The organism is Psychromicrobium ferritrahens, assembly GCF_043789415.1.
Taxonomy (GTDB): domain Bacteria; phylum Actinomycetota; class Actinomycetes; order Actinomycetales; family Micrococcaceae; genus Renibacterium.
Window position 1 is genome coordinate 467,508 of record NZ_JBDLLW010000001.1, and the last position, 12,384, is coordinate 479,891.

The 12,384-nt window shown below is 63.2% G+C and carries 9 protein-coding genes; 5 read left to right on the forward strand and 4 right to left on the reverse strand.

The annotated features are described in order from the left end of the window. Positions 1–33 precede the first annotated feature (33 nt). Together ABDK06_RS02205 and ABDK06_RS02210 are read right to left on the reverse strand one after the other, a co-directional pair. Positions 34–2,247 (reverse strand): right-handed parallel beta-helix repeat-containing protein, encoded by a 2,214-nt coding sequence (locus ABDK06_RS02205; RefSeq protein ID WP_394938456.1) that lies wholly within the window; start codon positions 2,245–2,247, stop codon positions 34–36. Between the two features lie 133 nt (positions 2,248–2,380). After that, a complete protein-coding gene (locus ABDK06_RS02210; protein ID WP_394938458.1) occupies positions 2,381–3,388 on the reverse strand; it encodes a LacI family DNA-binding transcriptional regulator in 1,008 nt (335 codons plus the stop codon). Between the two features lie 132 nt (positions 3,389–3,520). Here ABDK06_RS02210 and ABDK06_RS02215 point away from each other — a divergent pair, with 132 nt between their 5' ends. From ABDK06_RS02215 to ABDK06_RS02230, 4 genes are read left to right on the forward strand one after another with little or no spacing between them, the layout of a single operon-like run. Next, positions 3,521–5,251, forward strand: a complete 1,731-nt coding sequence (locus ABDK06_RS02215; RefSeq protein WP_394938460.1) for a glycoside hydrolase family 13 protein — start codon at positions 3,521–3,523, stop codon at positions 5,249–5,251. Between the two features lie 59 nt (positions 5,252–5,310). Then, complete coding sequence (locus ABDK06_RS02220) at positions 5,311–6,681, forward strand: ABC transporter substrate-binding protein (RefSeq protein WP_394938462.1); 1,371 nt, start codon at positions 5,311–5,313, stop codon at positions 6,679–6,681. 9 nt (positions 6,682–6,690) lie between these two features. Further along, positions 6,691–7,698 (forward strand): carbohydrate ABC transporter permease, encoded by a 1,008-nt coding sequence (locus tag ABDK06_RS02225; protein ID WP_394938464.1) that lies wholly within the window; start codon positions 6,691–6,693, stop codon positions 7,696–7,698. Then, positions 7,698–8,696, forward strand: a complete 999-nt coding sequence (locus ABDK06_RS02230; protein ID WP_394938466.1) for a carbohydrate ABC transporter permease — start codon at positions 7,698–7,700, stop codon at positions 8,694–8,696. Before ABDK06_RS02225 ends, ABDK06_RS02230 begins: the two co-directional genes overlap by 1 nt. Positions 8,697–8,778: 82 nt before the next feature. On the opposite strand, the gene ABDK06_RS02235 is transcribed toward ABDK06_RS02230, so the two are convergent. After that, entirely contained in the window at positions 8,779–9,477 is a 699-nt protein-coding gene (locus tag ABDK06_RS02235; protein ID WP_394938468.1) for a class I SAM-dependent methyltransferase, read from the reverse strand. A 95-nt stretch (positions 9,478–9,572) separates the two neighbouring features. On the opposite strand from ABDK06_RS02235, the gene ABDK06_RS02240 reads away from it, so the two are divergent. After that, on the forward strand, positions 9,573–10,163 hold the full coding sequence (locus tag ABDK06_RS02240) for a helix-turn-helix domain-containing protein (protein WP_394938470.1): 591 nt from the start codon (positions 9,573–9,575) through the stop codon (positions 10,161–10,163). A gap of 6 nt (positions 10,164–10,169) precedes the next feature. Here ABDK06_RS02240 and ABDK06_RS02245 read toward each other — a convergent pair whose 3' ends face one another. After that, a complete protein-coding gene (locus ABDK06_RS02245) occupies positions 10,170–12,365 on the reverse strand; it encodes a 3-hydroxyacyl-CoA dehydrogenase NAD-binding domain-containing protein (RefSeq protein ID WP_394938473.1) in 2,196 nt (731 codons plus the stop codon). Positions 12,366–12,384 lie beyond the last annotated feature (19 nt).

The window sequence follows — 12,384 nt, forward strand, 5'->3', positions numbered from 1 at the left end:
AATGCCACTTGCCTTCCCATCCCCGCTCTTCGGTCAGAACGTGATGCCGGTATTGTTTCCGCCGTCCTGCACGGTAAAGCCGCTCGGGTTCCCGTTGTGCAGGCCACCGTTGGTGGCGCCGGTCACCGTGGTCGAACTGACCACGGCCTGCCCGCTGGTAGCGCGGACCTCGATGCCGTAGGTCCCGGCCCCGTTGATCGTATTTCCGGACAGGCGCAGATCGGCCACCTGGTTCGGGTAGGAGATCTTCACGCCGGCGTAGGTGCTGTCGAGAACAACGTTGCTGCTCACTTCAATGGTCTGGGACAGCTGATAATGGTCCGCCACAATCCAGATGCCGCCGATCTGGTCTTCGTAGCCGGGGCCTGCGCCTCCGGTGCGGAGCAAACGGTTGCCGCTGACAGTGGTCTTTCCGGTGAAGGACGTGCCGAACCGGCTGCTGACAGTGATGCCGGATCCGAAGGCGATGGAATCGGTCACCAGATTGTTCGAAACCACCGTGTCACCGCCGCCGTAGACGCCGATGCCGTTCGCCTGGACGATGTTGGCGATGGTGTTGTGGTCGACCACGGATCCGGTGACCGAGGTCTGCCCACCGTTGAAGGTCTCGGTGTCTACCGCGATCGCGTCGTCTCCGAGGTTGCGGAACACCGACTGCTTCACCGAGGAATTCGAGGTGCCGCCGTTGAAGTGCACACCGTCGGCCCAGACGTCACGGATCCGTGCTCCCGTGATCGACAGCCCGTTCGTGCCTTGGTTTGTCCAAATGCCGACCTTCGTGTGTTCGATCCAGACATTGCTGATCGTCGAACCGGTGCCGAAGACCCCTTCGATCCCCGCGGCGTCGGCGCTGTTGTCACGATGCGTCTGGCTGCCGCTGATCGTGAGATCCGCGATCGTCACCGTGCCGCCCTGCGGGCGGAGACCTCCGCTGGTATCTGTTCCGGCGACCTGAAGCGTCGTCCACCACATTCCGGCGCCACGGATGTTGACGCCGGAATAGCTGAGTGGGCTCGAGGTGAGGTAGCTTCCGGCGGGGAACCAAAGGCCGGTGCCGGTGCCTTGGAGCTGATTCAGCGCCGAGCTGATAGCGGTTGTCACATCACTGCCGCTGCTCGGTGTGACGCCGAAATCGGTGATCGATCGGTATCCTCCCGGCATCGCTAAGGCTGGGGCGACCTGTTCGGTGTCGATCAGATCGATAGTGTACGAGGAGGCAGTATCAGCGGCGTCCTTCTTCAGCGTGATCACGGTACCGGCCGGCTGGTCCCCAATCATCGCGCGGACCTCGTCGTAGAAGTGATGCGCCGGGTTGCCATTCGGGACGTGCTGATCGGTGTCGTAGCCGTTGCCGTAGAGGTTCGAGAACTTCGTCGTCAGGGGCAGATCGCTCACCTGGGTTGACCCGGCGTAGAGGGAGAGCGTCGCCGTGTTCGGCGATCCGTCGGCCTTCGGCGGCAGTGAGTACCTGACGACGACCGAGTTCGCGGCGTGCTGCAGGGTGAAGCGGACATATTGCCCGGTCGCGGTGAGCTGGACGGCACTGCGTCCGGTCGACTCGGAGGCGATTGTCGTATAGGTACGGCTCGGTGCCAGCACGGTCCCGGTCGTCTCGGAGGTAGCCGCGACGTACTCGTCGTAAGGAACGCTCGCCCCCTCGCCCCGTGCCGGTGGCGGATCGACCACTGGAGGCGCGCTGACAGTAGCGACGGTCAGCGAGTCGAGATTGACGTTGCCATTGTCGGCGGTTCCATAGGAGTAGGCGATGGTGTGCGATCCCGCCGCCAGTGAAATGTTCACGGTCGAATTGGCCCAGCTGTTCCAGTCGGCGGTAGCGGGCAGGGAGATCTGCTGGGATTGTCCATCCACCGTGAGCGTCAATGTCCTGGTGCTTCCGGTGCCATCCGCGTAGCGCAGCGTCGCGCTGTAGGTGCCCGCCGAGGCGGCCGAGACGGCGAAGGTCGTCGTGGCCGTACCCCGGTTCGCATCGGTATAGCCGCCGACGAAGCCGGAGCCGGTGTATCCCGTATGGTCCGTGGCAACGACGGCACCTCCCGATAACGTCGCCTGCTCGGCCTCATACTGAGTCGATGTAGCCGAAGCGGGGGCCGCCGAAGCCACGATAAGACCCGCGACGCCGATCGCCACCGTGACTGAAGCAGCGATCAGTGTTCTGCTGCGGTGCCGCCTCGCTTGGGGAGGTCTTGAGTCACGCTCGAACAACTGCAAGTTTTGTCCTGATTGCATCTGGATACTCCATTCTCCGCGTCATTGCGGGACGGCGCTTCGCCACCGGGATCAGCGGAAGCAGCAGCTAGTTTATCGCTATACCAAAATAGTAGACACCACCCACGGGCGGAGCGCAAGGGCTAACAGTGAATTAACGCGCGGCTGTCGAACCGCGTATTACGAGATCCACCGGAATGACCACCGGATCCCCCGGCATCGTCCCGCCTTCAATCTCGGCGAGGAGCAGCTTCGCGGCAATCGACCCCTTCGCTGCGACGTCCTGACGGATGGTAGTGAGCTTCGGGGTGACATAGTGGGCAAGGTCGATGTCATCGAATCCAACGACTGAGAGATCATCAGGAACGCTGCGCCCGACCGCTCGAAGGCCCTCAATGATGCCAACCGCGAGGATGTCGGCCGTCGCGAAGACGGCGGTGACGTCAGGATGCTCAGTGGGGAGCGCCCGACCGACCTCGACGCCGACCTCCCAGGTCGGATCGACTCCGATCAGGTCACTGGGATGCCATTCGACGCCGGCGTCGTGGTGCGCCTGAAGGAAGCCGTCGAAGCGCTGGCGAACCAGACCGACGTCGGAGAACGTCGGGCTGGCGAAGGCGATCCGTCGGTGCCCCAAGGACAACAAATGCTCGGCCGCGAGCCGGCCGCCCTCGCGGTCGTCGGAGCGTACCCCGCTCGTCCACGGGTTCGCCGAATAACTGTCGAGCGCGAGAATCGGCGCGCTCGAGGTAGCGAATCCGTCGACCTCCTCGTCGAGGAAACCCAGCACGACGGCCCCATCGAGATTCCAGGAACGAACGGCGACGTCAACCTCCGCTGTTTCGGTGACCCCTCGGAAGAGCAAGTGGTATCCGCGTTCCCGGAGGTGCCGCTCGAGGAACCCGAACACTGCGACGTTGTGCGGGCTGAGCACCAGCACGTCCTCATCCGCCGATGGCACGATAAGGCCGACCAGGCGCGAGGTCTTCGCCGCGAGGCTCCGTGCCGAGGCATTCGCGACGTATCCGCGACGTTGCACGATCGCATGGACCCGTTCGATCGTCGCTTCGGATACCTTGTCGCGATTGCCGTTCATCACATTCGACACTGTCATAACACTCACCCCGGCCTCGGCGGCGATGTCCTTGAGCGTGACCCGCATTATCGTCCTCTACCTGCAAGCGGGTGTTGACACCCGTCGTCTAATGACCCTATTGTCACTCAAACACGTAGTATAACGCTAAATGAACCTTGACCTCAGGGATTGACACTGAGAAACGGAAGGATCCGATCGATGACGCTCAGCCCCGTCCGTGAGGCAGCCGCGACGACGGAACGCCAGTCTCCGCACGCTGCCGAAGCGCTGACCGCCGGAAGCCGACACTGGTGGCGCACCGCCGCGATCTACCAGATCTACGTCCGGAGCTTCGCTGACGGCAACGGCGACGGGGTCGGCGACCTCGCCGGCGTCCGCGCCCGCCTCGGATACCTTCGAGACCTCGGTGTAGACGCCCTCTGGTTCACACCGTGGTACCGCTCACCGCTCGCCGACGGCGGATACGATGTCGAGGACTACCGCGCGATCCACCCGGACTTCGGCGACCTCGCGGAGGCCGAGGCGCTGATCGCCGAAGCCGCCGCACTCGGCATCCGCACCATCGTCGACATCGTTCCGAACCACGTTTCGAATCAGCACCGCTGGTTCCGCGAGGCTCTGGCCAGCGAGCCGGGGAGCGAGGCCCGAGCGCGCTTCTGGTTCCGCGACGGACTGGGACCTGGCGGAGACCTTCCGCCGGGAAACTGGCCATCCAGTTTCTCCGGTTCGACCTGGACCCGGACGACGAACCCTGATGGCACGCCAGGACAGTGGTACCTTCACCTGTTCACTCCCGAACAACCCGATCTCAATTGGGATCATCCCGAGGTCCGGCAGGAGCACGAGGACGTCCTCCGCTTCTGGTTCGACCGCGGCGTCGCCGGCATCCGGATCGACTCGGCTGCGCTCGTCGTGAAAGATCCAGAGCTTCCGGAGATCAGCGGGGAGTACCCGCCGGGGCAGCACCCCAATCTCGATCGGGACGCTGTGCACGATATCTACCGGAGCTGGCGCGCTATCGCAGACTCATATACCCAGCGCGCCACGATAGATGATGCCTGCCTCCCCGGCGACCGGGTGCTTGTCGGCGAGGTCTGGCTCGCCGACCTCGATCGATTCGCTCTGTACCTCCGCCCGGACGAGATCCACAGCGCCTTCAACTTCGATTTCATGGCCCGCCCCTGGAGTGCCGGAGAGTTTCGCGCTGCGATCGAAGAGACCCTCGCCGTATACGGCGCGATCGGCGCTCCCGCTAGCTGGGTGCTCTCCAATCACGATGTCACCCGCCCGGTGACCCGTTTCGGCCGAGAGGACAGCCGGTTCTCCTTCGAGACGAAGCGGTTCGGCACGTCTGTCGACCTCGTTGTCGGCGCGCAGCGAGCCCGGGCAGCGGCGATGCTCGCAGCAGCACTTCCCGGCACGCTGTACATCTATCAGGGTGACGAGCTCGGGCTGCCCGAGGTCGAGGACATTCCCCTTGACCGGCTGCAGGACCCAATGCATTTCCGATCCGGAGGCGTCGATCCGGGCCGTGACGGGTGCCGCGTGCCGCTGCCCTGGACGACTGATCCCGAAACCGCTGGCTTCAGTCCCACCGGCACGACGGCTCGGCCCTGGCTCCCGCAACCGACAGACTGGGCCGGGCGCTCAGTAGCGGCGCAACAGGACGATCCTGACTCAACTCTGTCGCTCTATCGCCGCATCCTCGCGCTCCGCCGAGAGGACGCGTGGCAGCACAGCGAGTTCGCTTGGGCCTCAGCTCCCGACGATGTCATCGCCTTCCGCCGTGGCTCGCTGCTCCATCTGACGAATTGCGGCTCCGCTGCGCTGCCGCTACCCGACGGCACGGTACTGCTCGCCAGCGGACCGCTCACCGATGACTCCTTGCCCGCTAACACGAGCATCTGGCTCGCGATCCCTTCCGATTGATACCCGCCCGCCCCCACCCGAACAGCAACCCTCGTTGCACGACCCGAAGGACCCTGACAATGAAGTCTCGCACCAAGATCGTGTACGCCGCGATCGCAGCCATCTCCGCTGCCGGCCTCCTCACCGGCTGCGGCGCAGGATCGGACACCGGCTCCTCAGATGGGAAGACGAAGATCGTCGTCGCCATCGACACCGGTCTCCAGCAATCCGCCAAAGACGCTTTCCAGACGCAGGTCACCGCGTTTGAAAAGGCGAACCCCAACATCACGGTGACCAGCCGTGAGTACACCTGGACTGGGACGACTTTCGCCGCCGAACTCGCCGGCGGCACACTTCCCGATGTGTTCACCATTCCGTTCACCGATGGCAAATCCCTGATCCAGCAGCAGCAGATCGCCGACATCTCAGGACTGGTGTCGAAGCTACCCTATGCGGACAAGTTCAATCCGAACGTGGTGAAGAACGGCGAGAACGCCGACGGTAAGATCCAGGCGGTGCCGATCGCCGCCTACGGTCAAGCGCTGCACTACAACCGTGATCTGTTCAAGCAGGCCGGACTCAACCCGGATTCCCCGCCCACCACCTGGGATGAAGTCCGCGCCGATGCCAAGCAGATCGCCGAGAAGACCGGCAAGGCCGGTTACGCGACGATGACTCAGTCGAACACCGGGGGCTGGATCCTCACCACGCTCGCCTATGCGATGGGCGGCCGTGCCGAGAGCGATGGCGGTGAGAAGACTCAGGCAACGGTCGCTACTGCGCCGTTCGAGAAGGCGCTGACGCTGCTGCACGATATGCGCTGGAAAGACAACTCGATGGGCGGAAATTTCCTCTACGACTGGAACGGCATCAACCAGGCCTTCGCTTCAGGGCAGATCGGCATGTACGTCTCCGGCGGCGGCAACTACGGTTCGCTCGTCTCTCAGAACCAGATCGACCCGAAGTCCTACGGCGAGACGGTACTGCCGCTGACCGGTGAGGACGCCGGCGCCCTCGGCGGCGGCACTCTAGCCGCCGTGAGTGCTAAGGCAACGCCGGACCAGCAGGCAGCGGCGGTCAAGTGGATCGACTTCTACTACATGCAGAAGCTGTTCAATCAGGCGGATGCACAGCGCGACGCGAAGACCCTCGCCGCCTCCGGCCAGCCCGTCGGCGCGCCCCAGGTCCCCGTCTTCGACAAGGCCACCTATCAGAAGACCGTCGAGTGGACCAAGGAATGGATCAACGTCCCAGTAGAGCAGATGAAGCCCTACACGGATCAGCAGTTCGATCAGACGATCATCCCCGAGCCAGCCAAGAGCACGCAGGTGCTCTACGGGCTGCTCGACCCCGTGGTCCAAGCCGTGCTGACCAACGAGAACGCTGACCCGGCGAAACTGCTCTCCGACGCTCAGCAGCAGATCCAGGCCAAACTCGACTCAGGCAAGTGAGTTCCTGAGATGACCACCGACACCACCGGACTGCGGGACTCGAACCCGAGCTCCTCTGCTGTTCCAGACGATGCAGGCGCCCGCCCGCAGCGAACCACCCGCCCGCACCGACAACCAGCCGGGCGGCGGACCCCCGCAACCTGGTTGCGTTCAGGGGGCCTCTCCACCCTGCTCTTCGCCCTGCCGCTCATCGTGATCTTCGGAGTGTTCTCTTGGTGGCCGATCGTCCGAGCAACGGTGATGTCCTTCCAGCAGACCAATCTGGTCACGACACCGGCCTGGGTTGGCTGGCAGAACTTCGCCGATGTACTGCACGATCCATTGCTGCCGACAGCGATCGCGAACACCGCCTGGTTTGCACTGCTCGCCCTGGTGTTCGGGTACCCGCTGCCGCTTTTCATGGCTGTGCTGATGAGCGAGCTGCGTCGCGCGAAAGGATTATTCAGCGCCTTGGTCTATCTGCCGGTGGTCGTCCCACCGGTGGTGGCTGTACTGCTCTGGAAGTTCTTCTACGACGGCAGTGCCACCGGTGTCTTCAACACGATTCTCGGCTCGGTCGGCATCCCGCCGCAGCCCTGGCTGCAGAATGCCGGGACCGCGATGCCCTCGCTGGGACTCGAGGCGACCTGGGCCGCTGCGGGCGGTACGGTCATCATCTACCTGGCCGCTTTGCTCTCGGTGTCACCGGAGCTCTACGACGCCGCCGAGGTCGACGGCGCCCGGATCTGGCGGAAGATCTGGCATGTCACTCTGCCGCAGCTGCGCGGCGTCCTCTTCGTCACGTTCATCCTGCAGATCATCGGCACCGCGCAAGTGTTCCTGGAACCGTATTTATTCACTGGGGGCGGTCCGAACAACTCGACGACCACGATCCTGCTGATGATCTACAACTACGCCTTCGCGAACTCGACCGGGGGCGACTACGGATCGGCAACAGCTCTGAGCATCATGCTCGCTCTCGTCCTCGCTGCGATGAGCGGACTGTACTTCGGGCTCACTAAGAAGTGGAGTATCTGATGACTTCGACCGTCCCTACTGCCCAGACATTCGGATCGGAGGACTCGGACGGAGCCGACGTCGTCCCCGGTCACCGGCAGTTCCGCCGCACGGCACGGCGCAACCAGCCGTCGGCCGACAGCACCACGCGTGGCATCATCTCCCGGGCCGACCGCGGCCGCAAGTCCGTCCGGGCCTCGCTGATATCGATGAACGGGTTGCTGCTGATTGGGCTGATCGGACTCGGACTCGGCCCAATGCTCTGGCTCGCCAAGGCGGCCATCACTCCGACACAGGACACCCTCCGGACGCCATTGGCGCTGTTTCCGCACGGCATCGACTGGGAGAATCTCTCAGCCGCCTGGAATGACATCCACATCAGCCTGTACTTCGGCAACACCGCGATCCTCGCTGTCGGGGCCTGGGCGATCCAGATCCTCGTCGCGACGACCGGAGGATATCTGCTCTCGATCCTTCGGCCCAGCTACGCTCGGGTCCTCGAGGTTATGGTGCTCTCGACGCTCTTCATCCCGGCGGTGGTGCTGCTCGTCCCGCTCTACCTGACGATCCTCAACCCGCCGTTGACCGGAACGTCGATGATCAATACGTACTGGGCGGTCTGGCTGCCGGCCGGCGCGAACGCGTTCAATATCCTCCTGGTCAAGCGCTTCTTCGATTCGCTGCCGAGAGAGGTCTTCGAAGCCGCCTCCACCGACGGAGCCGGACCGTTCCGGATCTTCTGGTCGTTGGTGCTGCCGATGTCGAAGCCGATCCTCGGAGTCGTCTCCGTCTTCGCCGTGATTAACTCGTGGAAGGATTTCCTCTGGCCGCTCCTGGTGCTCCCTAACCCTCAGCTTCAGCCGCTCTCGGTGCGGCTGCCGAGTATCCAGTCCACCACCGAACTCGACGTGTTCCTCGCAGCACTCGCGATCTCGACACTCATTCCGGTGATGCTCTTCATCGTCTTCCAAAAGATGTTCCTAAACTCGGCGGGCCTCGGAGGCGCACTGAAGGGATGACGCTCAGTGCGCTCTCAGCACTCTCGGAGTGGTGGAATTCTCCGACGGGGACGGCTCCGAGAGCGAACGCCGCCGAGGCCGCTCACCGAGCCAACCGAGTGGCGCGCACCACGACGTCGTGCAGCACCGCCTGAGTATTGGCGGCAGGAAGCGTACGGCGATGCTCTGCTGCGCTCTCGATGCGCCATTTAGTGGGGCTCAAGAGCGCACTGATCCCAGCTAGTGTGGCCGTCGCCTCGAGTGGGTGCTGCTCCCCGTGCCCGTGGGAAGCTTGAGCGCGGTGGCCCACGATCAGGAGCGAACCAGCTGGCGCCACCCAACCGGAGATGCGCTGATAGAACGCCAGTTGCGGCTCCCCTGGGTGCGCGTAGCTGGTGACCACCAGGTCCCAGCGATCCTGCGGGCTCCACGTGGTCAGGTCAGTCTCGATCCAGCTCACCCTATCGGCGATCGCGGCCTCACGGGCAGCTTTCGCAGCCAGAGCCAGGGCATTACCGGAGATATCTGCTCCGGTGACGTGCCAGCCCTGCAAGGCCAGCCAGATCGCTTCAGACCCCGTTCCGCATCCGGCGTCCAAGGCGCTGCCCGGTGGAAGATTTCGAGTCTCAGCGAGCAGGTATGGATTCGGTGGCGCGCTGCGGGTTCCGTGAGCCGCCGGAGAGGACTGATCCCAGTGTCGCTCCCAGTAACCCTTGTCGAAAGCGTGAGCTGTCTGCTCTCCCGGCTCAGGCGCTTCCCGTTGTCTGCTGCCGTGCTTGGCCTGTTCCTGCTTCTCTGGCATCTCAATCGGTCCTCTCCCGTGGCGATCAGCTTCACCCAGAGTGGCGGCAAGAGACATCTATTGGCAATCAGCGTTGCCAAATGGAAAATAAGACGATGAGCGATGAAGCAGCACGAGCACTCGACGCCGTCGGCCTCAGGCTGAAAGAACTCAGACTCCAGCGCGGAGTGACGCTCGCTGAACTGGCCGCGCAAACCGGGATCTCCACCAGCACCTTGTCCAGGCTTGAAGCAGGCCTGCGCCGCCCAACACTGGAGCAGTTACTGCCGCTCGCGAAAGTCCACGGCGTCACCTTGGATGAGCTGGTCAACGCGCCACTCACCGGAGACCCTCGGATCAATCTACGCCCTATCGCGGGTCAGGAGGGGGCGATGATCCTGCCGCTCACCCGCCGCCCCGAAGGCATTCAAGCCTATAAATTCGTCCTGCCTCGCAGCAGCAGTCGGCAGGAACCGAAATTGCGCTCCCACCAGGGCTACGACTGGGTCTATGTGCTCAACGGCAGCCTACGAGTGATCATCGGCGATCACGACCTGCTCCTCAAGGCTGGCGAAGCAGCGGAGTTCGACACCCGCACCCCGCACTGGTTCGGCGCCACGAGCGCCGGACCGGTCGAGTTCCTGAGCCTGGTGGGCAGACAAGGCCAGCGCGCACACATTCGAGCGGCACCGAAACAGAAGAGTTAATAACCGCTAACGATAGCTTCCGCCCGCTTCGGCGAGTTGCACGAGCGATTCAGGCGGGCTGAACTGCGCACCGTGCCGTGCCCTGAGTTCCTCGGCCCGTGCCACGAACCCTGCCAGACCCCCTTGATACTGATTGATGTACTGCAAGACACCACCGGTCCATGCTGGGAAGCCGATTCCGAAGATCGAGCCGATATTGGCATCCGCCACCGAGCTGAGCACTCCTTCATCTAAGCACCGCACAGTATCGAGGGCTTCGGAGAAGAGCATTCGTTCCTGCATCTCGATCAGCGTCGCGTCAGTGCTCCTCGAGTTAAAAGCTTCCCGTAGCCCGGGCCAGATCCCCAGGCGCTTGCCATCCCGGTACTCATAGAAACCTGCCCCGCTGGAGCGGCCTTTCCTGCCGAACTCCTCGATCAACCGGTCGATCACGACTTCGCTGGGGTGCGCAGACCAGAGCTTGCCCTGCTTTTCCTCAGCTGCCTTGGTCTCCAAACGAATCTTCTGGCTCAGCGTCAGGGTGAGCTCATCGAGAAGCTGCAGCGCCCCAGCTGGATATCCAGCTTGCAGGGCTGCTTGCTCGATGGCGACCGGCTCGATGCCCTCCCCCACCATGGCGACCGCTTCGGAGACGAACCTGCCGATCACCCTGGAGGTGAAGAAGCCGCGGGAATCATTGACCACAATCGGGGTCTTGCGGATCTGCCGGACGTAGTCGAAAGCCTTTGCGAGCACTTCATCGGAGGTCTGCGCACCCCTGATCAATTCCACCAAGGGCATTTTCTCGGCCGGGGAGAAAAAGTGAATGCCCACCACATCGGCGCCTCGGGAAATACCCGAGGCGATCTCAGTGATGGGCAAAGTAGACGTGTTAGTGCCCAGCACCGCCCGCTCACTCACCACTGACACGACTCTTTGAATGGCTTCCTGCTTGATTCCGACATTTTCGAAGACCGCCTCGATCACCAAGTCGACACCCTCGAAATCGTGATCGTCGGCGGTCGGGTGAATCCGGGCTAAGAGCGCCTCGGATTTCTGCGCTGTGGTTTTACCCCGTTGCAAAGCCTTTTGCTCGAGCGCCACGGAATATGCCTTACCGCGCTCGGCGGCCTCCAGCGTGACGTCTTTGAGCACCACTTCGATTCCAGCTTTAGCCGAGACATAGGCGATCGCCGCCCCCATCATTCCGGCGCCGATGACGCCGACCTTGCTGGCCTGCCAGACCGCCGGACCTTGCGGCCTGCTGCGTCCGGAATTGATCTCCTGAAGGTTGAAGAAGAAGGCGGTGATCATATTCTTTGAGACCTGGCCGACCACCAGGCTGACAAAGTAACGGGTCTCGATCAACGAGGCGGTATCGAAGTCGACCATTGCCCCCTCGACCGCCGCGGCCATCGCGGCCCGGGGAGCCGGCATCGGAGCGCCTTTAATCTGTTTGCGCAGATTAGCCGGCAGAGCGGGGAGCAACGAGGCCAGGGCTGGGCTCTTCGGCGAACCGCCGGGGATTTTGAACCCCTTGACGTCCCAGGGCTTGACTGCCCCGGGGTTGGCCGCGATCCAGGCTTTGGCCGCGGGGATCAGCTCAGCAGCTGAGTCGACGAGCTGATCCACCAATCCCAGGGCCTGGGCGTCGCGCGGAGAGTATTTAGTACCGCTCAGGATAACTTTGGTCAGCGCCTCCTGGAGTCCGAGCATTCGAACCGTACGGGTAATGCCGCCACCGCCGGGCAAGAGGCCGAGAGTGACCTCGGGCAAGCCGATCTGCACTCCGGGCAGATCGAGCACAATACGATGGTGCGCGGCCAGGGCAACCTCCAAGCCGCCGCCGATGGCGCTGCCGTTGATCGCCGCGACCACTGGCACCCCGAGCCCTTCCAGACGGCGGAAGTGGCTTTTCACCTCATTGGTCATCTCGGTCTGCTGCTCCGCGGTTTCCGGGCTGCCCTGGATCAGCAGTGCGAGATCACCTCCCGCAAAGAACGTTTTCTTCGCACTCGCGAGGATCACCCCGCTCAGGGACTCCCGTTCTTCCTCCAGCCGGCTCACGGTAGCAGCCATCGAACGGATATAGATCTCGTTCATGGTGTTCACCGAGGCCTGCGGATCGTCGATGGTCAGGGTCACGACGCCGTCGTCGTCCTTCGCCCAGTGCACCGCCGGGGAGTCGAGTTGCTGTTCTTCAGTCGTGGTGTTCGTAGTCATAGGTCTGTAGCCCTTCCCG